The organism is Glycomyces luteolus (assembly GCF_027622875.1).
Classification (GTDB): Bacteria; Actinomycetota; Actinomycetes; order Mycobacteriales; family Micromonosporaceae; genus Glycomyces; species Glycomyces luteolus.
Genome location: NZ_JAPZVP010000010.1, coordinates 36794 through 61084, shown reverse-complemented (window position 1 = coordinate 61084; position 24291 = coordinate 36794). Strand labels below are relative to the sequence as shown.

Here is a 24291-nt window from a genome sequence, read left to right as displayed (position 1 = left end):
CTGCCGACCGGTAGGCGGCCGGCAGGTGCACCCGACGGGATTACTGGAGCAGCAGGTCGCGCAACGCGTCCGCACCCTTGAATCCGGTCGCCTCGGCGTACCGCTCCATGGAACCGAAGCGGGCGTTGATCTCCCTGATGGTCTGGAGCATCGCCTCGGCCGGGGTGGCCAGGCCGCTCTCGACCTCGGGCTTGCCGAAGTTCTCGTCGCGCCACGCGCGCCAGCGCGCCGAGCCGAAGCTGGTGAGCGCGTAGTCGGCGGCGATGTCCTCGTCGTCCACGCCGAGGATCGAGAGCAGCACGGCCGCGATGATCCCGGTCCGGTCCTTCCCGGCCATGCAGTGGAAGACCACCGGTTCGCCGCTCGCGATCACCTCGAGCGAGTCGCGCACCGACAGGTACCCGGACTCCATCATCCCGGTGTACCGGTGACGCAGGAACTCGATGAGCTCGGCCTCATCGGAGAGTCCGTTCACGCGCAGCCCGATCTGCTCCCACTTGATGTGGAGCATCTCGAAGTGGTGGAAGTCGACGCCGTCGAGGTCCGGGAACCGTGCGGACTCGTCCCACTCCTCGGCCCGGCGCAGGTCGATCACGTGCTTGACGCCGAGGTGGTTCACGACGTGGTCGATATCGGCCTCGGTCGCGTTGCCGAAGTTGTCGGAGCGGAAGACCTGGCCGGTCTTGACCTTCTTGCCGTCGCGGGCGTTCCAGCCGCCGATGTCGCGGAGGTTGAACACGTTCACGGTCGGGATGAACTGCGGGGGGAGCGTCTCCAGTGCGGTGATTTCCATGCCCATGGGCGACTGCCTTCCTTTCGACGGGTGCACGGCGGGGAACGGCGGGGCAAAGCGAACGGCGTGAACCGAAGCGGTCCACGCCGTTGTAGCCCTGCCCCATTATCCCGACCCGTCCGCGAACGCGCTCATGCGTTCCCGCGAATCCGGGGACAACGGCAGGTTTCGTTTACTTGGAACCCTCAGCCAACTGCAGGCTGAGCTACTTGGTTCCCTCCGCGAGCTGCAAGAACTGCTTCTTGCTCGCCAGGTCCGCTTCCGCCTTCTTGATGCGGCTCGCGTTCCCGTCGGCCTTCGCGCGTTCCAGCTTCTCCTCGGCCTCGGCGACCTGCTGGCGCATCTGGAGCAGCAGCGGGTTCTTCTCGACCGGGACCTTGCGCCAGGCGGTGTCCAGCGCGTCGCGGAGCTTGTCCTCGACGTTGCGCAGGCGCCGCTGCAGCTTGGCCTGGTTCTTGCGCGGGACCGCGCCGATGTCGTGCCAGCCGGCCTGCAGTTCGCGGAACGCGTTCTGCGCGGCCTTCGGGTCGGCCTCGATGTCCAGCGCCTCGGCCTGCTTCAGGAGCTCCTCCTTCGCGGCCTGGTTGGCCTCGAGCTCCGCGTCGCGGGCCGAGAAGACCTCGGAGCGGGCGTTGAAGAACACGTCCTGCGCGGCACGGAACCGCTTCCAGGCCTTCTGCTCGGCGTCGGGCGCCAGTCGCCCGGCGTCCTTCCACTCGGCCATGAGGCCCTTGAGCGCGTCGGCGGTCGGTCCCCAGTCGGTCGAGGTCGAGAGCGCCTCGGCGCGCGCGATCAGCTCTTCCTTCTTGGAGCCGATCACCTTGCGCTCGGCGTCGAGCTGCGAGAAGTACGCGCCGCGGTGGCGCGTGAACGTGTCGCGGGCGGCGGAGAACCGGCGCCACAGCTTCTGGTCGGTCTTCCGGTCGACCCCGTGGATCGCCTTCCACTCCTCGATGATCTCGCTGAAGCGCGCGCCCGAGGCCTTCCAGTGGCTGTCCTTCGCCGCGAGCTCCTCCGCCTCGGCCACGAGGGCCTCCTTGGCGGCGACCGCTTCGGCGCGCTCGGCGTCCTTCGCGGCCTTGAACTCGCCGAGCTTCTCCTCGGCGTGCTTCGAGAGTCCGTCGAGGCGTGCGGCGAGGGCGTCGACGTCCCCGACCACGGCCGCGGTGTCGAGGCCTTCGCGGAGCTTGCGCAGCTGCGAGGCGGCCTGCTCGACGTCGGCGGACTCCGAGTTCAGGCGGGCGGCGATGAGATCGACTTCGACCACGAGGTCGGCGTACTTGCGCGCGAAGTGCGCGAGGCCCTCCTCCGTGGAGCCGGCCTGCCACGAGCCGACCGCGCGCTCGCCGGAGGAGGTTTTCACATAGACCGTGCCGTCGGCGTCAACGCGGCCGAAGCTGGTCCAGTCTCCGAGGTCACTCATCGCGGTAATCTCAAATCCTTCACACGAACTTAGGGACGTACTTCCCGTACCTTACGGTGGTTGACGGGTAGCCGCCAGCCGGGTGGTGCCGACACGAACCGAAGGGGTCGTTCAGTTGGGCTATGCATCGCACGCTGGCAGCCTCCCCACCCTACAGCCGCCGGTGATCGCCGTCGTAGGCCCCACCGCGGCGGGGAAGACCGCGCTGTCGGTCGCGCTGGCGGAAGCCCTGGACGGCGAGGTGGTGAACGCCGACTCGATGCAGCTCTACCGGGGCATGGACATCGGCACCGCGAAGATCACCGAGGCTGAGAAGCGCGGTATCCCGCATCATGTCTTCGACGTCCTGGACGTCACCGAGCCGGCCGATGTGGCCAGTTACCAGCGTCTCGCCCGGGATGCGATCGCCGACATTCGCTCCCGCGGGAAGCGCCCGGTCCTCGTGGGCGGCTCCGGCCTGTACGTGCAGGCCGCGCTCGACGAGATGGACTTCCCCGGCACCGACCCGGTGATCCGGGCCCGGCTCGAGGCCGAACTGGAGCGGGAGGGCTCAGCGGCGCTCTGGGAGCGCCTCAAGGCCCTCGACGCCGCCGCCGCCGAGGCGATCCTGCCCTCGAACGGCCGCCGCGTCGTCCGCGCCCTGGAAGTCGTGGAGCTCACCGGTTCGTTCACCGCGAGCCTGCCCGTGCCGAAGGCCCATTTCGAGGCGATCCGCATCGGCGTCGACCTCGACACCGCGGTCCTCGACGAGCGCATCGAGCGCCGCGTCCAGCACATGTGGGACGCCGGGTTCCTCGATGAGGTCCGTGAACTCGAGTCACGGGGACTGCGCGAGGGCCGCACCGCGTCCCGCGCTCTCGGATACCAGCAGGTCCTCGCCCATTTCGCGGGCGAGTACGACGAGGCCGAGGCCTTCCGGCTCACCGTGCAGGGCAGGCGCGGCTCCGCGCCCCCCCCCCCCGCCTGGTAACCCCCCCCGGGCCCCTCGGTGGGGCTCGAGGCGCCCGTTCCGGAGCTCCTCCCGCTCGCGCTCGCGACGATCGAGTCGCGGTCGGGGGTTGCGAAGCGCTGAGTTACGCGCGGGGGTTGGGGGCCGTGGTCTCCTTCGGGTCGGTCACGGCGACCGGCTCGAGGATCTCGTTGATCTTGGCGTAGACCTCCTCGGGGAGCTTCACGCCGACGGCCTTGACGTTCTCGACGACCTGCTCGGGGCGGGTGGCGCCGATGATCGCGGCCGACACGTTCGAGTTCTGCAGCACCCAGGCGAGGCTGAGCTGCGCGATGGTGAGGCCCTGGTCCTCGGCGATCGGGCCGAGCTGCTGGACGCGCTCGAGCACGTCGTCGTTGAGCCACTGCGCGACGAAGCGGCCGAACTTGGGGTCCGCGCCGCGCGAGCCCGCGGGGGCGTCCTGGCCCGGCTTGTACTTGCCGGTGAGGATGCCCTGCGCCAGCGGCGACCAGACGATCTGGCCGATGCCGAGCTCCTCGGAGGCCGGGACGACCTCGGCCTCGATGACCCGCCACAGGGCGGAGTACTGCGGCTGGCTCGACACGAGCTGGATCTTCAGCTCCTTGGCGAGTTCGGCGCCGGCCCGGATCTGGTCGGCGGTCCACTCGGAGACGCCGATGTAGTGGGCCTTGCCGGAGTGCACCACGTCGGCGAACGCCTGCATGGTCTCCTCGAGCGGCGTCTCGACGTCCCAGCGGTGGGCCTGGTACAGCTCGACGCGGTCGGTCTGGAGGCGGCGCAGGGAGTTGTTGATCGACTCCTTGATGTGCTTGGTCGAGAGGCCGCGGTCGTTCTTGCCCTCGCCCATCGGCCAGTAGACCTTGGTGAAGATCTCGATGCCGTCGCGGCGCTGGTCCTTCAGCGCGCGTCCGAGGACTTCCTCAGCGGCGCCCTGCGCGTAGACGTCCGCGGTGTCGAAGGTCGTGATGCCGGCGTCGAGGGCGGCGTTCACGCACGCGACGGCGGCGTCCTCTTCCACCTGCCCGCCGTGGGTGATCCAGTTGCCGTACACCAGTTCGGAAATGACGAGGCCTGAGCGGCCGAGATGACGAAACTCCATGCCCAAGAGATTACCTGCCGTGCGGCTAGCGTCAACGACTCCAAGGTCACAGGCGGGCGAACGGCCGGTGAGCGGCTACAGCGGCCCGTCGTCGATCGAGACGGCCGCGTCGAGCGTCCGCAGCGCCTCGGCCCGGTCGACCCGCAGCGGCACGATCTCGTTGCCGTCCAAGCCGAGTGCGCCCCACGAGTACCCGTCGGAGGCGAGGAACCCGGACGGGTGCACCTCGACGCGCTGGTAGCGAGGAGGCACGACCACACGCCCGGACTTGTGCACCACGAGCACCCGCCCGCGCTGGGCGGCGACGGCGACGCCGTTGACGAATCCGGTGACGGTGCGCCCGTCGGCGGTGGGGGTCTCCATGGAGCCGTAGAGCATCGGGACGACGACGGTGCCGGTGCGGTCGATCGCGCCCCAGTCGGCCTGGCACACGGCGGCCACACCGCCGCGGAAGTCCCCGGCCTGGCTGAACGCGGCCTGCACGACGGGCCGCCCGTCCGCGCCGAGGTACCCGAAGCGGCCGGTCTGCGGGTCCTGGAACCGGTCGGGCGCGGGGTACCCGGCGCGTTCGGGCCAGCCGCGCGGCGGCGGTCCGAAACCGGCCTTCGCGGCGTGCTCCTCGATGAGCGAGAGCGCGGTCTCGACGATCTGCATGACGAACCCGTGCGGGTTCTGCTCGGAGGCGCGCTGCACGTGGATGAGCGATTCGGTGATGCGCCCCTGAGCGATGCACGAGAGGCCCGCGTAGGCCCGCACGGCGCCGGTGAGGGTCCTCGGCAGCTCTCCGGCCTCGGCGAGCGCGAACAGCTGGTCGGCCTCCTCGTAGCGGCCGCGTACGCGCAGCACCTGCGCCAGCCGCGCCCTCGCGGGGGCCAGCAGCAGGTCGGCACCGACCGCTTCGGCGTATTTGACGGCCGCGGCGGCGTCCACTTCGGCGCCGTCGAAGTCGCCGAGCACGCGCAGGATCACGGCCCGGACGCCGAGCAGCCGCGACTGGTCGGCCTCGACGGCGGACCGGGCGAGGCGCATGGTGGCCTCTTCGCGGATCTGCTGGAGGGCAACGGTGTCGGCGATCGCGTGCCGCATGGTGGCGCGATCGAGTGGGCCGAGGGCGCGGAACAGCCCCGCCCGCAAGTCCGCCGCGACATCCACCACGTTGACTACTTTCCGGGGTCAGAGAGGGCTACGACAATTCGAGGGTAGGCCATGGGAGACCCGGGAACGACAGCAGAACGATCCCGGGCCGGACCGGTGCAAAACGGGACAGGCTCCTCGACGACGCTTGCGAGTCGTGCATTCGTGGAGCTGGCCCGCCCGTCCTACTTGACGACCTTGCCGAGGTCGTCTTCCTTCGCCTTGTAGCTCATGCGCGGGCGCGGGTTGCGCATCGAGCGTGGCATGATGCTCCGCTGGATCGCGTACCAGTACAGGGAGCCCATGCGCAGCTCGGTCTTCGGGTGGCGCTTGGACACGATCCGCTTCACGCGGCGCGCCAGCAGGACCGACTCGAACACGATGACGGCCGTCAGCACGACGAGCGCGATGAACAGGTAGCTCTGGAGCTGCACCGAGCCGGTGGAGAGGATCAGGATCGCGAACGCGCCGAACATGTAGTACTGCCCGACGGACCAGCGCGAGTCGACGATGTCGCGCACCAGGAGCCGCTCGGGCCCGCGGTCGCGCGGCAGGTGGTACTTGTCGAAGAGCGGGTCGCCCTTCCACTGGCCCTCGGCGATGCGGGCGCGCTCGTTGCGGAGGTCTTCCTTCGCCTGCTTCTTCTGCTCCTTGGTGAGCGGCCCGGCCTTCTTCTGGGCCTCCCGCTTCTCCTTCGCGGTCAGCGGGGGGTTGGCCGGGGGACGCGCCTTGGACTGGTTGGGCCGCTTGGGAGTGGCCTTCCCCTTCTTGTCGGTGGCGGAAGCCGGCTGGGTTTCCTGGGGGGCAGGTGTCTCCGCCTGCACGGACTTCTTCGCCACGGACTTAAGGCCTTCCTCGACTCGCTGCGGGATGCTGCCCTCCAAGCATACCTACGCGGATTCAACCGGCTCCGGCTCAGCGGGTGCGGGCCGCTCCGCTCACGGCCGGCCCGCAAGCGTCGGCGAGGTCGGCCGCTCGATCTTCGCGCCGAGACCGAGGAGCTTCGCCTCGAAGTTCTCGTAGCCGCGCGTGATGTAGCGGTCGACGCCGTAGACGCGCGAGGTGCCCTCGGCGGCCATCGCGGCGATGAGGTGGCTGAACCCGGCCCGCAGGTCGGGGATCTGCAGGTCGGCGGCGTGCAGCTTCGAGGGCCCGGCGATGACGGCCGAGTGGAGGAAGTTGCGGCGGCCCCAGCGGCAGGGCGTGCCGCCCAGGCAGTCGGAGTACAGCTCGATGTTCGCGCCCATGCGGCGCAGCTCGGAGGTGTAGCCGAAGCGGTTCTCGTACACGGTCTCGTGCATGATCGACAGGCCGTCGGCCTGCGTGAGCGCCACGACGATCGGCTGCTGCCAGTCGGTCATGAGCCCGGGGTGCACGTCGGTCTCGAGGGCGACGGGCTTGAGCGGGGTGCCCGGGTGCCAGAAGCGGATGCCGCCCTCGATGGGGTCGTCGTTCACCTCGTACGCGCCGCCGATGGAGCGGAACACGTTGAGGAACGTCATCATGTCGGCCTGCTGCGCGCCGCGCACGTACACGCTGCCCTGGGTGGCGAGCGCCGCCGAGGCCCACGAGGCGGCCTCGATGCGGTCGGGCAGGGCCCGGTGCGAGTAGCCCTTGAGCTCGTCCACGCCCACGATCTCGATCACGCGGTTGGTGTGGACCTTGATGATCGCGCCCATCTTCTGCAGGATGCAGATGAGGTCGATGATCTCGGGCTCGATCGCGGCGTTGCGCAGTTCGGTGGTGCCCTTGGCCATCACGGCGGTGAGCAGCACCTGCTCGGTGGCACCGACGGACGGGAACTCGAGCTCGTAGCGGATGCCGTGGAGGCCGTTGGGGGCCGAGAGGTGCGTGCCGTCGGCGCTCTTCTCGACGACCGCGCCGAACTTGCGGAGCGCGTCGAGGTGGAAGTCGATGGGGCGGCCGCCGATGTTGCATCCGCCGAGGTCGGGGATGAAGGCGCGGCCGAGGCGGTGCAGGAGGGGCCCGCACAGGAGGATCGGGATGCGGCTGGTCCCGGCGTGGACGTTGATCTCCTCGACGCCCGCGGACTCGACCGAGGTGGGGTCCATGTAGAGCGTGTCGCCGTCGAGATCGACGTCGACGCCGTGGACGCGGAGCAGCCCGGTCACGACCTCGACGTCGCGGATGGCGGGCACCGAGCGCAGGACCGAAGGGGAGGTGCCCAGCAGGGCGGCGACCATGGCCTTCGAGACGAGGTTCTTCGCACCGCGGACCTGGACCTCGCCGTCGAGGGGGGTGCCGCCGTGGATGATCAGCATGTCTTCGGAAGGCGCGGTTTCGGGGGTGGTGGCGTCGGTGCTGCTCAAGAGGTCTCCTCGGTGGGTGGAGTTCTGGGACTGAGGCCGGGAACTGGGGAGTGGTCCGTTGGGTGTGCGTTCACCCTCGCATCACTCGGCGGACCAACGATAACGGAATAGCCACGGGAGAAACGCCCAGGTAGCGACATAACCTACGGTGATCATGCGCACCTGGAACCGGCCAGTGCACGAACCCGTCAAAGCGTTGGTGAACGCCCGACGCGGGCCGCCGCGAGCCCCTTCCAGGAACACGCGGCGGCCCGCGTCGGCGGTTGCACTTGTGGCGGCACTCGCTCTACGGCAGCGCGAGCATCCGGTCGAGCGCCTCGCGCGCGTACCCGGCGGTCTCGGCGTCCACGGTGATCGTGTTCGGGACGCGCCCGGCCACGAGTTCCTCGAGCGCCCACACCAGGTGCGGCAGGTCGATCCGGTTCATGGTGGAGCAGTAGCAGACCGTCTTGTCCAGGAACGAGATCTTCTTGTCCGGGAACTGGTTCGCCAAGCGCCGGACCAGGTTCAGCTCGGTGCCGATGGCCCACGACGAGCCGGGCTCGGCCGCTTCGAGCTTCTTGATGATGTACTCGGTCGAGCCCACGTAGTCGGCGGCCTCGACGACCTCGTGCTTGCACTCGGGGTGCACCAGGATGTTGACCTCGGGGTCGAGGCGGCGCATCTCCTCCACGCATTCGAGCGTGAAGCGCCCGTGGACCGAGCAGTGGCCCTTCCACAGGATGATCTTGGCGTTCCGCAGCTCCTCGTCGGTGAGGCCGCCGTTCGGCTTGTGCGGGTTGTAGAGCACGCAGTCCTCGAGCGAGTAGCCCATCTCGCGGACCATCGTGTTGCGGCCCAGGTGCTGGTCGGGCAGGAACAGGACCTTCTCGCCCTGGTCGTAGGCCCACCGCAGCGCCCGCTCGGCGTTCGAGGAGGTGCACACGAGGCCGCCCTCGCGGCCCACGAAGCCCTTGATCGCGGCCGTCGAGTTCATGTACGTCACCGGGACGGTGACGTCGGCGATCCCGACGCGCTTGAGGTCCTCCCAGCACTGCTCGACCTGCGAGGCGGTGGCCATGTCGGCCATGGAACAGCCCGCGGCGAGGTCGGGCAGGATCACCTGCTGGTGGTCGCCGGTGAGGATGTCGGCGCTCTCGGCCATGAAGTGCACGCCGCAGAACAGGATGTACTCGGCGTCGGGCCGCGCTGCGGCCTGCTGGGCGAGCTTGAACGAGTCGCCGGTGACGTCGGCGAACTGGATCACCTCGTCGCGCTGGTAGTGGTGGCCCAGGATGAAGACGTTGCCGCCGAGCTTCTCCTTGGCGGCGCGGGCGCGCTCGACCAGGTCGGGGTCGGAGGGCGCGGGCAGTTCACCGGGGCAGTCGACGCCGCGCTCGGAGCCGGAGTCGGTGCCGCGTCCCAGGAGCAGGAGCGCGGTCTGAGTGGAAGCAGGTTCGTTGAAGCCCGTCATGGCGGCAATGTTAGACCTTTTCGAGCCCGCCTCGGACTCCCTGAATCCGCCATGCGGACAAGCCGTCCACAGGCTGGGCCCTCCGATCCATCGGAAAGCGGTTACACCCAGCTTCCGGGCATCCACTAGGCTCACGGTGTGCGCATCCTCATAGCTCCCGACAAGTTCGCCGGCACCATGAGCGCCGCCGAAGCCGCCGACGCCGTAGCCGCGGGCTGGCTCCGCGGCCGACCCGAGGACACCGCGGTCACGCTGCCGCTCGCCGACGGCGGCCCCGGCTTCGTCGACGTCCTCGCCCACGCCCTCCCCTCCGCGGTCCGCCGCACGGTCGAGACCTGCGACCCCCTCGGCCGCCCCGTCAAAGCCGACTACCTGCGCGACGGCGAGACCGCCTACATCGAGTCCGCCGCCGCCTGCGGCCTCCACCTCCTCGAAGCCACTGAACGCGACCCGCGCCGCACCACCACCTACGGCCTCGGCCTCATCGTCGCCGACGCCGTCGAGACCGGCGCCCGCCGCATCGTCGTCGGCCTCGGCGGCTCCGCCACCAACGACGCCGGCGCGGGAATGCTCACCGCCCTCGGCCTCACCCTCCTCGACTCGACCGGCGCCGCACTGCCCTACGGCGGCGGCGTCCTCTCCGCCTGCACCGAGATCGAGGGCCACGCCCGCACCCGCGGCGTCGAGTTCATCGCGGCCACCGACGTCGACTCGCCGCTCCTCGGCCCGCACGGCGCGACCTACATGTTCGGCCCGCAGAAGGGCGCCAGCGGCAACGCGCTGCCGTTCCTCGAGATGTCCCTCTCTTCCTTCGCCGAACTCGCCGAACGCCGCCTCGGCCCGGTCGGCGCCTCCGAGCTGCCCGGCGCCGGCGCCGCCGGGGGCCTCGGCTTCGCGTTCTTCCTCCTCGGCGGGCACCGCGAATCCGGCGCCCGCCTCACCTGCGACGCAGTCGGACTCGACGCGCAGATCGCCGAAGCCGACCTCGTCATCACCGGCGAGGGCTCCTTCGACGCCCAGAGTCTGCGCGGCAAGCTCGCCGCCGAGGTCGCCTCGGGCGCGAGCGCCCACGGGAAGCCCTGCCTCGTCATGGCCGGCCGCTCCGACGTCGACGCCCACCCCGACCTCGCGGGCGTCCACTCGGTCACCGACCTCCTCGGCAGCCCCGAGGCCGCGATGCGCGAACCCGTGCAAGGACTCACCTCACTCGCCGAGAAGGTGGCGAAGGGATGGCAGGAGTAGGTACGGTCGAGGACTGGTCGACAGCGCACGTCACACCTACGGGTATGTGACCTCCGGAATAACGACACACGCGACGCCGTTGGGTACTGTTGACCTGTCGAAGAGACCCGATCGACTTGGATCTCGCACACACACGAGGGAGTTGCCAGTGAGCGCCACCCAGCAGGCCGACGACGTCAAGGACAACGCCACCAAGGTCGGCGTCGTGCTCACGGAAGCGGCCGCCACCAAGGTCAAGGCCCTGATCGAGCAGGAAGGCGAGGAAGGCCTGCGCCTGCGCGTGGAGGTCAGCCCCGGCGGCTGCTCCGGCCTGCGCTACGGCCTGTACTTCGACACCGACGTGCGCGAGGGCGACACCGTCCAGGACTACGAGGGCTTCGGCGTCGTGGTCGACAAGATGAGCATCCCCTACCTCATCGGTGCCAGCATCGACTTCGCCGACCGCATCGACGCCCAGGGCTTCACCATCGACAACCCGAACGCCCAGGGCTCCTGTGCCTGCGGCGACTCCTTCCACTAGAGGGATCGAATCGGTAGCGCTCCAGCCCGGTCGATCTCCGGATCGGCCGGGCTGAGCCATGCGCTAGGCTGGCTGCTCCCACCACGGGCCTACCGCCCGTTTCTGTACCGCGCGCAGCCGATGCGCCTTGCGCGCTTGCGTTTCGCAAGACCACCATTCTCCGCGTCCCCGACTGAACGAGGACAATCCCAGTGCCACTTGTCGTGCAAGGCATGAAGACCGCCGTCACCGGAGCGACCGCTGAAACGGTCGGCCACGGCATGAACCGACTCGGCCAAGCGCCGGTCGTGATCGACGGCGAAGAACTCGACCTCATCGAGGTCATGGAGCGCGACGGTACCCTCCGCCTCGTCCACATCGGGCCTGGCGAGGCCAAGGCCATGCACGCCTACGCCGACCAGTGCCGCGACCTCGGCCTCGAGTTCAGCGCCGACCCCGGCGACCTCGAAGGCGAAGAGGCCGTTGACTTCCTGACCGGCGCCAAGTTCCTCGTCACGAGCCAGGACCGCTACCAGCTGCTCCAGGCCACCACGGGCCTGAGCGACGACGAGATCCTGGAGCGGGTGCGCGTCCGGGTGACCACTCTCGACCAGGACGGCGTCGAGATCGCCGGCCACGACATCGAACGCGTCCGCGTGCCCTTTCCGCGCGCCCGCGAGATCATCGACCCCGCCGGTGCGGGGGATGCCTTCACGGCCGGCCTCCTGGCCGGTCTGGGCTGGGGGATGGGCCTGCGCCGCGCGGCCGAGGTCGGTTCGCAGATGACCGCGCTGGCTCTTGAATCCATTGGGCCGCAGGGCTATGCGGTGAACCCCGTGGAGTTCGTGCACCGGCTGGAGCAGTCGTACGGCCCGGCCGCCGCGGCCGAGGCCTCCGCGTACCTGCTGCCGGAGTGATCCCAAGTGCCCCTTGGGACATCACGAGAAACTTGCATCTCATTAATTGGGATTACAACGGCAATACGGACGAAATAATTGCAGCCCAAGGTCTCTGCCAACCGTCTGCACGGTAACGATTTCACAACGCACTCTATCTTTTGAGGGTGTTGTGCGCCATGGTGTGAGTTATCCCACGACCCACTCACGCTCTGGAGACCCTCGTGAAACGAATGCGAATGACGGTGGCCGCAATCGCCGCCGCCGGAATGACGGCGGCGACCGCCGCCTGCGCCGGAGACGAAGGCGACGTCGGTGGTGAAGGCGGCGGCAGCGGCGGCACCGTCAACATGCAGATCGGCGAGATCCGCAGCCTCGTCCCCGGAGGCTCCGGCGAGTCCGAGGGCTACCGGATCATCAAGAACGTCTACGACGGCCTGGTCTACTACGACCGCGAAACCGGCGAGCCGAAAAACCTGGTGGCCGAAGAGATCTCCTCTCCCGACAACCAGACCTGGACCATCAAGATCAAGGACGGACTGACCTTCCACAACGGGGAGCCGGTCAACGCCGACGCGTTCATCCGCTCCTGGGACCGCACCGCCTACGCGTCCAATTCGCTCCCGCTGAACTACTTCTTCGGGACCTTCGAGGGCTGGGAGGAGATGAACCCCGACCCGCTGCCCGAAGACCAGTGGGCCGACCCCGAGGTCCCCGAGTGGGCGCCGATCGAGACCACCCACCTCTCGGGTGTGACCGCGGTCGACGACCTCACCATCGAGGTCAAGCTGACCGCGCCGTTCATCGGCTTCCCCACGATGCTCGGCTACGAGGCGTTCTATCCGGTGGCCGAGGAATGCCTGGCTGACCTCGAAGCCTGCGAAGCCAAGCCGATCGGTAACGGCCCCTTCATGTTCGAAGAGCCGTACGACATCGAGAACGGCGGCACGGCGGTCCGCTGGGAGGACTACAAGGGCGACATGCCGGCTCAGATCGACGAGGTCAACTGGAAGGTCTACCTCGAAGGCGACGACTGCTGGGCGGACTTCCTGACCGGTGACATCGACGTCTGCCGCCCGACCGCGGCCGACTACGAGAACGCCATGAACGACCCCGACCTGAGCGAGCGGCACATCCAGCAGGACGACCCGAGCATCCTGATGCTCGGATTCCCGCTCTACGACCCGAAGTTCCAGGACGTCAACCTGCGCCGCGCCATCTCGATGGCGATCGACCGCGAGGGCGTCGCGAACGTGGTCGGCCCCGAGCGCTTCTACCCGCTCGACCAGTGGGTCCCCGAGTCCATCCTCGGCGGTGGCACGCACTCCTGCGGTGAGTACTGCGTCTACGACGCTGCCGCTGCCGCTGACCTGCTCGAACAGGCCGGCGGCTGGCCCGAGGGCGAGAAGCTGAAGATCTGGGTGAACGACGCCAGCGACAACGTCGACATCTTCCGCGCCATCGGCGACTCCATCAAGGACAGCCTCGGCATCGAGTACGAGCTCGTCACCATGGACTTCCCCGAGTTCCTCGCCACCCGCGAGGAGCACAACCTCGACGGACCGTTCCGCTCCGGCTGGGGCCCGGACTACAACCTGAACGAGAACTACCTGGAGCCGATCTACGGCGGCGGCGCCTCGGTCAACGACCAGGGCTGGGAGAACGCCGAGTACGACGCCAAGATCGCCGAAGCGGGCTCCGCGGCGACCCTTGACGAAGCCGTGGCCCTCTACGCCGAGGCCGAGGCCATCCTCGCCGAGGACATGCCGAGCGTCCCGATCTTCGGCGAGCGCTTCAACTACTTCTACACCGACCGGCTCGAGAACGTGTACGTCCACCCGATCTACAGCGGGCCGGGCGGCGACTGCGAGCTCCGAGAAGTCACCGTCGTCGAGTAGCGCCTACAACTGAAGACCGCCCGGGCGGCACCCGCCGCGGCTGCGCGAGCAGACCCGCGGCGGGGCCCCTCGGGGGCTCTGGATTTGGAAAGAACCATGGGACGCTACATCATCCGACGCCTCCTCCAATCCCTTCTCACCCTCGGGATCGTGCTCTTCCTGCTGCACTACCTGACGGCGCTGTCCGTTCAGGTCAGGGGCAACCCCGCCCTGCTGTTCTTCGGCGGGGACCGCACGCCCGACCCGGGGATGCTCGCCCAGGTCGAACGGCTCTACGGGCTCGACAACAAATGCTATGAGCGCGTGGGCGACCCGTGCCTGTCGCCATTCGTCGACCGTCTCCAGAACTTCGTTCGAGGCGACTTCGGCACCACCCTCAACGGCAACCGCGACGTCGGCCAGCTCCTCGGGATCTACATTCCGAACACCTTGCGGCTGTTCGTGTTCGCGACGATCACGCTCGTCGTCGTCTCGATGGTGCTCGGCACCTGGGCCGCCCGCCACCGCGGCAGGTTCATCGACCACACCGTGCGCGGCACGACCATCCTGGCCGACTCGGTGCCGGTGTTCCTCATCCTGCTGTCCTACGTGTACATCGTGGCGGTCCCGCTCACCCGCTGGGCCAGGGGCATCTGGGGCACCGAGTCCTTCATGGGCCAGGTGTTCAGACCGAACTACAACGCCGACTACCCGTGGACGACGATCATCATCCCGGGCATCATCGTCGGGACCGTCGGCCTCGCGACCATGACCCGCCTCATCCGCGCCGCCCAGCTGGAGAACCTCGGCTCGGACTTCGTGCGCACCGCGAAGGCCAAGGGCCTCAAGCCGATGCGCATCACGATCGTGCACGTCATCCGCAACTCGATGATCCCGATCGTCACCGGCATCGGCTTCCTGTTCGCGTTCATGCTCTCCGGGGCCGTGCTCACCGAGGGCGTCATGGGCATCCCGGGCATGGGCCGAATGATCTTCCAGGCGGTGCAGCGCCAAGAAGGCAACCTCGTCATCGTGGGACTCACCGTCTCGGCATTCGTCGTGGTCTTCGTGAGCCTCATCGTCGACCTCCTCTACGCCGCACTCGACCCGAGGATCCGCTATGAGTGAGCTGACCGCGCCCGTCGCCGCCGAGGAACGCCAGGCCTCCCTATGGTCGGACGCCTTCCGCACCATGCGCAAACGCCCCGATGTCATCATCGCCACCGCGGTGCTCCTGCTCGTGTTCGCGATGGCGGCGTTCCCGGGCCTGTTCACCGACAAGGACCCGACCGTGTGCCTGGGACGCGAGGCGAAACTGCGGCCCGACACCTGGTTCACCGGCGACCACCCGATGGGCACCGACGCGTTCGGCTGCGACTTCGCCTCCACGCTCGTCCACGGCACGAGGCCCACGATCGCACTGGCGCTCAGCGTCATCATCGTGTCGGTCCTGGTCGGACTGGTGCTCGGACTGCTCGCCGGCTACTACGGCGGCTGGATCGACAGCCTCATCTCGCGGTCGCTCGACGTCTTCATCGTCATCCCGATGCTCATGGGCGCCATCCTGATCCTGAGCCTGTTCCGCGGGCGCGTCTCCGCCGACACCCTCGTCGGGACGATCGCCGCCCCGGCGATCGCGCTCGCGCTGTTCGGCTGGATGGAGTTCTGCCGGTATACCAGGGCGGCCACATTGGAGACGAAGCACCTGGATTACGTGGTCGCCGCCAAGTGCCTCGGCGCGAGCGACCGCCGCATCATGTTCCGGCACATCCTCCCGAACGCCATCGTCCCGGTCACGGCCGTCGTCCCGACCACCATCGGCGGCATCATCGTCACCGAGGCCGCCCTCGCCGTCCTCGGCATCGGCGTCCAGCCGCCGGCCACCAGTTGGGGCGTGCTCCTCTCCAAGGGCACCGAATGGGCCGGAGGCGGCTACGTCTACCTCTTCGCCTGGCCGCTGGTCATGCTCATCCTGACCGTGTTCGCGTTCGCGACCTTCGGCGACGCCCTGCGCGACGCCCTCGACCCGAAACTGAGGTGAGCGAGCAATGGTTTCCCAAGTGCGCGTCGTCGGCGACACCCTCCCCGGCGCCGACCTGAACGCCCCACTGCTCGAAGTGGACGGCCTGCGCGTCGAGTTCCAGGTGCGCGGCAAGCGGATCCCCGCAGTCCGCAGCGCGAGCTTCACCCTCGAGCAGGGCCGCACCCTCGCCATCGTCGGCGAGTCCGGCTCCGGCAAGTCGGTGACCTCCCAGGCGATCATGGGCATCCTCGACACCCCGCCCGCCCACATCACCGGCGGCCGCATCCTCCTCCGCGGCGTCGACCTCCTGGAACAGGACGAGGACACGCGCAGGACCGTGCGCGGCAACCACATCGCCATCGTCTTCCAGGACGCCCTGTCCGCCCTCAACCCGCTCTGGTCGGTCGGGTTCCAGATCGGCGAGCTCTTCCGCGTGCACCGCGGCCTCAGCCGCGCCGACGCCAAGCAGCGGGCGGTCGAGCTGCTCGACCTCGTCGGCATCCCCGACGCGAAGAACCGCGTCGGCCACTACCCGCACCAGTTCTCGGGAGGCATGCGCCAGCGCGTCATGATCGCGATGGCGCTCGCGCTCGACCCGGAGATCCTCATCGCCGACGAGCCGACCACGGCCCTCGACGTCACCGTCCAGGCCCAGATCATGCGCCTGCTCAAGCGCATCCAGGCCGAGCGGCACATGGGCCTGATTCTCATCACCCACGACCTCGGCGTGGTCGCCGACGTCGCCGACGACGTGGCGGTCATGTACGCGGGGGAGGTGGTCGAGCGCGCCGGCATCCGCGACACGTTCAAGCGCCCCGCCCACCCCTATACGAAGTCCCTGCTGCGCGCGATTCCGCGCGTCGACACGGTCGGCCGGGAACTCGAGGTCATCCGGGGGCTCCCGCCGAACCCGGCGAACCTGCCGAGCGGCTGCCCGTTCCATCCGCGCTGCTTCGCAGCCGAGGACAAGTGCGCCACCGAGGTGCCGCCCTGGCTCGAGCCGTCCGAATCCCACGGCAGCCGCTGCCACTTCGCCGAGGAGGTCTACGCCGATGAACGCTGAACTCGGCCAAGCGAACACCAGCACCGAGCCGGTCCTGGAGGCGAAGGACCTGGTCAAGCACTTCCCGATCCAGCGGGGCGTCGTCGTCAAGCGCACGGTCGGCAAGGTGCAGGCGGTCGACGGCGTGGACCTGAAGCTCTACCCGGGCAAGACCCTCGGCGTCGTGGGCGAGTCGGGCTGCGGCAAGTCCACGCTCGCGAAGCTCCTGGTCGGCCTCGAGACGCCGACTTCAGGCTCGATCAAACTGCAGGGCAAGGAGATCGGCAACCTCTCTGCCCGCCGGATCCGGCCGTTCCGGCGGGACATCCAGCTGGTCTTCCAGGATCCGTACACCTCGCTCAACCCGCGGCTCACGGTCGGCGACATCGTGGGCGAACCCTTCGAGATCCACCCCGAGGTGGTCCCGAAGGCGCAGCGCGCCAAGGAGGTCAAGGAACTGCTCGACATGGTCGGCCTCAGCCCCGACCATGTGAACCGCTACCCGCACCAGTTCTCCGGCGGCCAGCGCCAGCGCATCGGCATCGCCCGCGCGCTGGCGCTGCGCCCGCAGGTGCTGGTGTGCGACGAGCCGGTGAGCGCCCTCGACGTCTCGATCCAAGGCCAGGTCATCAATCTCCTCGAGCGGCTGCAGGACGAGCTCGGTCTGGCGTACGTGTTCATCGCGCACGACCTCTCGGTGGTGCGCCACATCGCCGACGAGGTCGCGGTGATGTACCTCGGCAAGGTGGTCGAGCGCGGCACGGGCCGGGAGATCTACGACCGCCCGCGGCACCCGTACACGCAGGCGCTGCTCTCGGCGGTGCCCGTGCCGGACCCGGACCTGCGGGGCCAGCGCGACGAGATCATCCTGCAGGGCGACGTTCCGTCCCCGATCAACCCGCCTTCGGGCTGCCGCTTCCGCACGCGCTGCTGGAAGGCCACGGACCACTGCGCCGAGGAGGTCCCGTCACTCGAGGTGGGGGACAAGGGCACGCACCCGACGGCCTGCTTCTACGCCAAGGAGCGGGACGTCACGCACGCCGTCAAATAGCCCTATCCCCGCGGTCGCCGGAGGCACGCCTCCGGCGACCGCGACCTCGAAGTCGGCGGTAACCTCCTGCGGGTCGCGCAGCCGCCCATGTAGGTGCATGCGCTGCGATCCGAGGTCTACCCTTCCCTGGTGCCCCAGGACCCGTACGCCGCCGCCCCGGCCGACCTCGACGCCCTGGCCTCGGCCTACGGGCTCGGCGGCTTCCACGAGATCCGCCACCTTCCCGACGGGCGCATGAACCGGAACTGGTACTTGGACACCGATCGCGGCCGCTTCGCCCTCAAACACCTGACCGACCGCGACCCGGAGGCGGTCCGCCGCAACCTCGGCTTCCTCGACCGCCTTGCCGCCGTTGGGATCCCGGTCGCCGCGCCCGTCGCCGACCGCTCCGGTGAACTCGTCACCGACATCGATGGCAACGCCTACTACCTGTGCGAATGGATCGACGGCACCCACCCCGGCGCGGAGCTGACCCCCGCCCAGGCCGAGCACATGGGCGCCCTGATCGCCCGCATCCATGACGCGCTCGCCGACCCCGCCTTGGGTCTCCCTGCACCGCAGCAGGTCCCGACGGGCATCCCCGATCCGGCTGCAGCCCTCGCCGAGACCGGACGGTTCCTCGAACTCGCCGCGGGGCACCCCGCCCAGGACTCGTTCGACCGCGCCGCCGCCCCGGTCCTCCGGCAGCGACTCGACCTCATCGCCGCCCACGCTCACCGTCGCCCGGGCCCGAACACCGCCACCGGCCCCCGCGGCTGGACCCACGGCGACTGCCAGAACTTCAACCTCATCTGGTCCGGCGACCACGTCAAGGCCGTCATCGACTGGGACCGCATCCGCGTCGGCTCTTACGCCGAAGAACTCGCCCGCGCCGCGGCCTACCAGTTCTGCACGCCCGACGCGCGCATCGACCTCCCGAAGGTCGCGGCCTTCCTCACCGGCTACGGCGCCATCCGCCCGATGGACCCGGGAGACCTGGCCGCTGCCGCCCGCCTCCGCTGGTGGAAGATCCTCGCCCACTGCTGGCAACTCGACTTCCACTACGACCGGGGCGACCCCGGCTGCGACGACCTCTTCTTCCGGGACCACCGCCTCATCGCCTGGTGGACAGCGAACCTCGAAGCGGTCGAAGCGACCTTCGGGGGTCCCGCCTTACTTTCGGGCCTTGTGGACGGTGGTCTTCTTGATGGTGCCGTCGGTGTTGTAGTAGTGCCACTCGCCGACCTTCTTGTCCTGCTCGTAGCGGCCGCTGTCGATGAGGGCGCCGTCGACGGTCCAGCGTTCCCAGAGGCCTTCGCGCTTCTCGTGGTCGAAGTCGCCGCGCTGGAGGACCTGGCCGTTGGCGCGCCACCAGGTCCACTGGCCGTGCAGGAGCCCGTCGGCATAGCCGCCCTCGGAGCGGAGGCGGCCGTCGTCCGCGTAGTGCCGCCAGATGCCCTCGCGCTGGTCCGCGACGTACTCGCCGACGACGAAGCCGCCGTGGGCGTCCTCCTCGGCCCACAGGCCGGTCTTGCGGCCCTCGTCGTCGAGGCGGTTCTCGGCGTCCTCGGGTCGCGGCCTGTCCCGCTGTGCCATGGTCGACCTCCCGTCTGCTCGGTGGGCGCTCCCGCGAGCGGCCCACCGCCGAGCCTAGGCGCTCGGCGGGGCGGGCACTCAGGCTTCGAGGAGGTCCTGCGCGGTTTTCAAGGCGCCGGAGAGCCGCTCCTGGTAGGTGAGGAGGTCGGTCTCGATCACCGCATAGGCCGCCAGCGCTTCCGCGTCCGCCGCGGCACTGAACGCCACCAGGTACCCGACCTCGTCGGCGCGGCCGGCGAACGCGACGGTCATCTCGCACACCTGCGCCCCGCCGGCTGCTACGCGAGGAATTTCGCGTAGCAGACCGAGATGTCCCAGTCGGCGTAGTGCCCGAAACGGGGGATCCGGTGGTAGCCCTCGCGCTCGTAGAAGCGGATCGCGTCGGGCTGGGCGACGCCCGTCTCGAGCTTCACCGTGCCCCAGCCCCGTTCGCGGGCGGCGTCCTCCAGCGCGGCGAGCAGCGCCGGGGCCACACCGGAGCCGCGTGATCCGGGGACGACGTACATGCGCTTGATCTCGGACGACTCGGCGTCGAGTTCGCGGAGCGCGCCGCATCCGATCGCCTCGCCGCCGGGGCCGAATGCCATGAGGAAGACCGAGACGTCCTCGGCGGACGGCAGCGGGCCGGGCTCGTGGTCGTCGCAGCCGTACCGCTCGTCGAGTTCGGCGCGCTGGCACGTGCGGAGGGCGACGCCCTGCGGGTCTTCCCAGTCGCGGGCTTCAATGGTCCAGGTGGCGGTGGTCGGCATGGGTCCTCCTCGTCGCAGTTGTCGTAACAGATGTTACGGTAACACTTGTTACGAAAACGAGGGGAGCGGGCCATCGCACGCAGGGCGGATCACGAGGCGCAGCAGGAGCGCATCTCGAAGGCGGTCTGGAGCATTCTGGCGGGCAAGGGGATCGAGCACCTGACGATCCGCGCCGTCGCGGCCGAGGCCGGGTGCACGACCGGCCTGGTCATGCACCGCTTCCCCGGGCGCAAAGCGCTGCTCGCCCACGCGCGGGACCTGCTGCACGCCCGCACGCGGGTGCGTGTCGAACGCCTCGAAGCCGAGGCCGGGACGCCGCGCGCGGCGCTCCGCGCAATCCTCGCGCAAGGCATGGCGCTGAGCGAGGACTCGGCGCAGGAAGCGCTGGTGTGGATGGGGTTCCTGGCGGCCTCGGTGGGGGACGAGGAACTGATCGCCCTGCACCGCAAGAACAACCGCGCCTGGCGCGACCGCGTCGAACGCCTCGTGGCGGCGTCTGCCCCGGACTGGGAGCCTGCACGGGTCCGCACCGCGGTCTTCGCCCTCGTGGGCGCCACCGAAGGCGCGGCCCAACTCGGCTGCTTCGACCCCGCGTCCTACAGCGCCGCAACCCAGGAGGCGATGCTCGACTCCCTACTGGTCGCTTACGGCCTTTCCTGATCGGAGGCGCCGACGAATGCGGCGAGCTCCGCATCCAGCGGATACGCCCGCTCGACCGGCAGCAGGCGGCGGACCTCCTCGCCGCCCCCGGCTTCCGCTCCGATGCGCACGGCAAGGTCGGTGACGTCCTCGATCGCGGTGATCCAGCGGTCGACGTAGCGGTCCACGGCCTCGCCGGAGAGGCCGATCTGGATCGACCGGTGCTCCAGCCGCTCCAGACCCGGCCCGCGCTCGGGATCCCACTGGACTCGCACCGGCGACGCCGCCAGCCGTGCCTTCCAGGCCTCCTCGGTCTCGCACTCGGCCGGGCGGCTGCCGCACGAATGCGCCAGCGCCCACTCGAAGCCCTCCCGCGTGATCCGCAATGCCAGGACCCGCTCCTGACCGGGCTTCGAGGCCCAGCCGCAGCGGTACATCATCCACAGGAACGAGGGCTTGATCCAGGTCATGCGCTCGCGCTTGAACGGCAGCGCGAACGTCTGCGCGGCGAGCGCCGGTTCGGCGATCGCGGGGGAGTACGCCTGGTAGACGGTGATCGTGTCCGCGTCGAAGACGGCGCGGATCTGGCGGGAGGGGGTCGGCATGGTCCGAATCCTGCCAGCACCCTCCTTGCGCGACAACCCGATTGGAAACCCGCGGACCGCCGCGCGCTCCTCACATAAGCGGCGCGGTGCTTGTCGTGGTGCAGTCGAGGACCCGAAGACGCGCAAACCCTATCGAGACAACCGCCGAATGCCCTCTACCAGGCCCGGCAGCACCTCGAGGAACCGGTCCACCTCGTCCTCCGTGGTCTCCCGGTGCAGCGACACCCGCACGTTCCCGTGACTGAGCACGCCCATCGCCTGCAATACATGCGAAGGCCGCAACCGCGTCGAAGCGCACGCCGAACCCGACGACACCGCGAACCCGGCCCGGTTCAACTCCGTCAGCAGCACCTCACCGTCCACCCCCAGGCAGGAGAACGTCACGATGTGCGGCAGCCGGTCCACCGGATCGCCCGGCAGCTCCACCTCCGGAATCGTCTCAGCGATGTGCTCCCTGATCCGCTCCGTCATCGCCCGCACCCGCTTCGACAGCGCATCGCGCTCAGCGGCCACCGCACGCAGCGACGCCGCCGCGGCCACCGCCGCCGGAACGTCGATCTCGCCGATCGCCTCGCGGATAGAGGAGTCCTCCCCGGGGAACGGGTTCCGCCAGCGCGTCCCCTTGCGCACCACCAGGATCCCGGCCCCTGACAGCCCGCCCCACTTCCGGGCGCTGGCGGCCAGCACCGACCACCCCTCGGGCACGGGCTCCCACGGCAGGCTCGCGGCCGCGTCGCACACCAGCGGCACGCCGCCCGCGTTCGCCGCGATCTCGGCGATCGGCTGCCTGGTGCCGACCTCGTGATTCGCGCTCTGCACGACCAGCACCGAGGCGTCCTCGATCCCCGCCAGCGGGTCGGCGTCGACGCGCCCGAGCCGGTCCACGGGGACCGCGACCGCGGTCCCACCCCTCAGCTCATGCCACTGGGCCGCGTGCAGCACCGACGAGTGCTCCACGGCGCTGTGCACCAGCGGCCCCGGATCGCTCCGGGCTGCGATGACGCCGAGTACGCCCGCGTGCACGGCCTGTGTCCCGCTCGATGTGAAAGTGACCTCATCAGGGCTCACGCCCAGGGAGGCGGCCGCCGACTGGCGGGCGGCCTCCAGCAGCATCCGGGACCTCCGGCCCAATGTGTACAGTCGGCCGGGGCCCGCCCAGCCCTCCGACAAAGCCGCAGCATAAGCATCGCGGGCCGCCGGATGGGGCGGCTGCGCGGTCGCGCCGTCGAAGTACGTGTCGGTCACCTGTCAAATGTAGAAGACTTCTCGCCGCGAACCCAACCCCTTGCACTTCCGGGCCCGGGCCAAGCAGTAGGCTCTTGCCGTCAAGATCTGCGCCTTGCCGCCCGCCCGGCGGCGGACGCGGAGCCGAGCGCTGAGAAAGGCATGAGACAGGTGGTCGGAAAACCGTCCCGAGAACGTCGCGGCCGAGCCCGCCGCGCGATAGGTCTCACCGGGATCGCCGCGCTGCTCCCGATCGTGCTCGCGGGGTGCAGCCTTGACGACGCGTTCTACCTGGGCTGGCCGCGCACGCGCCCCACGTCCCAGTCCGAGCAGATGTTCGATCTGTGGATCGGCTCCACGGTCGCCGCGCTTGCGGTCGGCGTCATCGTGTGGGGTCTGACCTTCTGGTGCATCGCCGCCTACAAGAAGAAGGACAGCGACACCGAGCTGCCCCGCCAGACCAAGTACAACCTGCCCGCCGAGCTCACCTTCACGGCGCTGCCGTTCGTGCTCATCGGCATCCTGTTCTACTACACGGTCATCGTGCAGGACAACGTCACCGAGATGAGCGACGAGCCCACCTCCTGCACCAACGTGACGGCGTTCAAGTGGAACTGGCAGTTCACCTACTCCGACGAGCAGTGCGAGCCGCTCGTCGGCGCCGACGGCCAGCCCGTCACCGAGACCGGCGACTCGGACTACATCCCGATCATCGTGGTCCCCAACCAGGAGGACGTGCGCTTCGTCGGCAACGCCGAAGACGTCATCCACTCCTTCTGGGTCCCCGACCTGCTCTTCAAGCGCGACCTCATCCCGGGCTCGGACGCGCAGACCACCCGCTGGGAGGTCGACTTCGAGTCCGAGGGCACCTTCGTGGGCCGCTGCGCCGAGCTCTGCGGCGCCTACCACGCCTTCATGAACTTCGAGATGCGCGTGGTCTCCCCGGAGGACTACGAGACCTTCGTGAACGCCCGTGTCGAAGGCATGACCACGCCGGAGGCGCTCGAACTGATCGGGCAGGCGCCGTACGCGACCACCACCCACCCGTTCGACACCGACCAGGCCACTGGCGAAGCGAGCTAGGGGAACGCCATGAAGACCGAGAACCGCCTCTTTTTCATCGTGATGATCTCGATGTTCATCTTCGCGGCCATCTACGGATACGTCACCTGGATCAACGACAACCCGGCCTACGGCGTGCCGAACCACGTCGAATGGGTCGGCACGGTCGCCCTCATCTTCTCCGGTCTGCTGACCGGCATGGTGTGGCTGGTGTTCTGGGTGATCTCCCGCCGCATCGACCCGCGCCCGGAGGACCGCCCCGACGGCGAGATCGCCGACGTCTCGGGCGAGGTCGGCTTCTTCAGCCCCGGCTCGTACTGGCCGCTGGGTCTGGCGCTGACCGCCGTGCTCGCCGGTGTGGGCGTCGTGTTCTGGCTCCCGTGGCTCATCTTCGCGGGCGGCGTCGCGATCCTGTTCGCAGTGGGCGGCCTGACCTTCGAGTACTACACGGGCACCCGCAAGCTCGGCCCGCAGTAGCGCGATACGTCGAGAGGCCCGGAACCACCCTGATTCACGGCGCGCAAGCTTCGCCGAGGGTGGTCCGGGCCTCTTCGCTTTCCGCCCTTGGCAACCCCTCAGCGCAAGGGACGCCGTCGTGCAGCGTC

22 protein-coding genes and 2 pseudogenes are annotated in these 24291 nt (G+C 69.2%); 13 read left to right on the top strand and 11 right to left on the bottom strand.

Annotation, left to right across the window (positions count from 1 at the left end; genetic code table 11):
- Nucleotides 1-40 precede the first annotated feature (40 nt).
- Together O1R50_RS14140 and O1R50_RS14135 are read right to left on the bottom strand one after the other, a co-directional pair.
- Nucleotides 41-799, bottom strand: coding sequence for a tyrosine-protein phosphatase (locus O1R50_RS14140; protein WP_270110718.1), 759 nt, complete (start codon nt 797-799; stop codon nt 41-43).
- A 199-nt stretch (nt 800-998) separates the two neighbouring features.
- A complete protein-coding gene (locus O1R50_RS14135) occupies nt 999-2216 on the bottom strand; it encodes a DUF349 domain-containing protein (RefSeq protein WP_270110717.1) in 1218 nt (405 codons plus the stop codon).
- 115 nt (nt 2217-2331) lie between these two features.
- Here O1R50_RS14135 and miaA point away from each other — a divergent pair.
- Nucleotides 2332-3183 (top strand): annotated as a pseudogene (gene miaA / locus O1R50_RS14130) (tRNA (adenosine(37)-N6)-dimethylallyltransferase MiaA); the annotation flags it as partial.
- A gap of 106 nt (nt 3184-3289) precedes the next feature.
- Here miaA and O1R50_RS14125 read toward each other — a convergent pair.
- From O1R50_RS14125 to nadA, 5 genes are all read right to left on the bottom strand, one after another.
- A complete protein-coding gene (locus O1R50_RS14125; protein ID WP_270110715.1) occupies nt 3290-4285 on the bottom strand; it encodes an aldo/keto reductase family protein in 996 nt (331 codons plus the stop codon).
- A 75-nt stretch (nt 4286-4360) separates the two neighbouring features.
- Nucleotides 4361-5440, bottom strand: coding sequence for a WG repeat-containing protein (locus O1R50_RS14120; RefSeq protein WP_270110714.1), 1080 nt, complete (start codon nt 5438-5440; stop codon nt 4361-4363).
- A 164-nt stretch (nt 5441-5604) separates the two neighbouring features.
- Nucleotides 5605-6258, bottom strand: a complete 654-nt coding sequence (locus O1R50_RS14115; protein ID WP_270110713.1) for a DUF3043 domain-containing protein — start codon at nt 6256-6258, stop codon at nt 5605-5607.
- Between the two features lie 99 nt (nt 6259-6357).
- Entirely contained in the window at nt 6358-7701 is a 1344-nt protein-coding gene (gene murA / locus O1R50_RS14110) for a UDP-N-acetylglucosamine 1-carboxyvinyltransferase (protein WP_408612696.1), read from the bottom strand.
- A gap of 334 nt (nt 7702-8035) precedes the next feature.
- Complete coding sequence (gene nadA / locus O1R50_RS14105; protein ID WP_270110711.1) at nt 8036-9202, bottom strand: quinolinate synthase NadA; 1167 nt, start codon at nt 9200-9202, stop codon at nt 8036-8038.
- 138 nt (nt 9203-9340) lie between these two features.
- Here nadA and O1R50_RS14100 point away from each other — a divergent pair, with 138 nt between their 5' ends.
- The 9 genes and pseudogenes from O1R50_RS14100 to O1R50_RS26350 all read left to right on the top strand — a co-directional run.
- Nucleotides 9341-10444 (top strand): glycerate kinase family protein, encoded by a 1104-nt coding sequence (locus O1R50_RS14100; RefSeq protein ID WP_270110710.1) that lies wholly within the window; start codon nt 9341-9343, stop codon nt 10442-10444.
- A gap of 148 nt (nt 10445-10592) precedes the next feature.
- Nucleotides 10593-10964, top strand: a complete 372-nt coding sequence (erpA, locus tag O1R50_RS14095) for an iron-sulfur cluster insertion protein ErpA (RefSeq protein WP_205324780.1) — start codon at nt 10593-10595, stop codon at nt 10962-10964.
- A gap of 191 nt (nt 10965-11155) precedes the next feature.
- Nucleotides 11156-11860, top strand: coding sequence for a PfkB family carbohydrate kinase (locus O1R50_RS14090; RefSeq protein ID WP_270110708.1), 705 nt, complete (start codon nt 11156-11158; stop codon nt 11858-11860).
- A 212-nt stretch (nt 11861-12072) separates the two neighbouring features.
- Nucleotides 12073-13737: a peptide ABC transporter substrate-binding protein gene (locus O1R50_RS14085; RefSeq protein WP_270110843.1), complete on the top strand. Its 1665-nt coding sequence runs from the start codon at nt 12073-12075 to the stop codon at nt 13735-13737.
- Between the two features lie 96 nt (nt 13738-13833).
- Nucleotides 13834-14844: an ABC transporter permease gene (locus O1R50_RS14080; RefSeq protein ID WP_270110707.1), complete on the top strand. Its 1011-nt coding sequence runs from the start codon at nt 13834-13836 to the stop codon at nt 14842-14844.
- On the top strand, nt 14837-15757 hold the full coding sequence (locus O1R50_RS14075; RefSeq protein ID WP_270110706.1) for an ABC transporter permease: 921 nt from the start codon (nt 14837-14839) through the stop codon (nt 15755-15757). Before O1R50_RS14080 ends, O1R50_RS14075 begins: the two co-directional genes overlap by 8 nt.
- Before the next feature lie 7 nt (nt 15758-15764).
- On the top strand, nt 15765-16802 hold the full coding sequence (locus O1R50_RS14070; RefSeq protein ID WP_270110705.1) for an ABC transporter ATP-binding protein: 1038 nt from the start codon (nt 15765-15767) through the stop codon (nt 16800-16802).
- Nucleotides 16792-17832, top strand: coding sequence for an ABC transporter ATP-binding protein (locus tag O1R50_RS14065; protein ID WP_270110704.1), 1041 nt, complete (start codon nt 16792-16794; stop codon nt 17830-17832). The genes O1R50_RS14070 and O1R50_RS14065 overlap by 11 nt, the downstream gene beginning before the upstream one ends.
- A 93-nt stretch (nt 17833-17925) precedes the next feature.
- Nucleotides 17926-18780, top strand: a pseudogene (locus tag O1R50_RS26350) (phosphotransferase); the annotation flags it as partial.
- Between the two features lie 204 nt (nt 18781-18984).
- Here O1R50_RS26350 and O1R50_RS26345 read toward each other — a convergent pair.
- A complete protein-coding gene (locus O1R50_RS26345) occupies nt 18985-19407 on the bottom strand; it encodes a toxin-antitoxin system YwqK family antitoxin (RefSeq protein ID WP_408612695.1) in 423 nt (140 codons plus the stop codon).
- A 278-nt stretch (nt 19408-19685) separates the two neighbouring features.
- Nucleotides 19686-20156, bottom strand: coding sequence for a GNAT family N-acetyltransferase (locus tag O1R50_RS14055; protein WP_270110702.1), 471 nt, complete (start codon nt 20154-20156; stop codon nt 19686-19688).
- A gap of 45 nt (nt 20157-20201) precedes the next feature.
- Between O1R50_RS14055 and O1R50_RS14050 the strand changes: the two genes are divergently transcribed.
- A complete protein-coding gene (locus O1R50_RS14050) occupies nt 20202-20816 on the top strand; it encodes a TetR/AcrR family transcriptional regulator (protein ID WP_270110701.1) in 615 nt (204 codons plus the stop codon).
- Here the strand turns inward: O1R50_RS14050 and O1R50_RS14045 are convergent.
- Both O1R50_RS14045 and O1R50_RS14040 read right to left on the bottom strand, forming a co-directional pair.
- Nucleotides 20801-21400, bottom strand: coding sequence for a DUF4291 domain-containing protein (locus O1R50_RS14045; RefSeq protein WP_270110700.1), 600 nt, complete (start codon nt 21398-21400; stop codon nt 20801-20803). The two genes, O1R50_RS14050 and O1R50_RS14045, sit on opposite strands and share 16 nt — an antisense overlap.
- 129 nt (nt 21401-21529) lie before the next feature.
- Nucleotides 21530-22645, bottom strand: a complete 1116-nt coding sequence (locus O1R50_RS14040; protein ID WP_270110699.1) for a cysteine desulfurase family protein — start codon at nt 22643-22645, stop codon at nt 21530-21532.
- A 141-nt stretch (nt 22646-22786) separates the two neighbouring features.
- Between O1R50_RS14040 and ctaC the strand changes: the two genes are divergently transcribed.
- Together ctaC and O1R50_RS14030 are read left to right on the top strand one after the other, a co-directional pair.
- Nucleotides 22787-23707: an aa3-type cytochrome oxidase subunit II gene (ctaC, locus tag O1R50_RS14035; protein WP_270110698.1), complete on the top strand. Its 921-nt coding sequence runs from the start codon at nt 22787-22789 to the stop codon at nt 23705-23707.
- Nucleotides 23708-23716: 9 nt separating this feature from the next.
- Nucleotides 23717-24163, top strand: a complete 447-nt coding sequence (locus tag O1R50_RS14030) for a cytochrome c oxidase subunit 4 (RefSeq protein ID WP_270110697.1) — start codon at nt 23717-23719, stop codon at nt 24161-24163.
- Nucleotides 24164-24291: the final 128 nt, after the last annotated feature.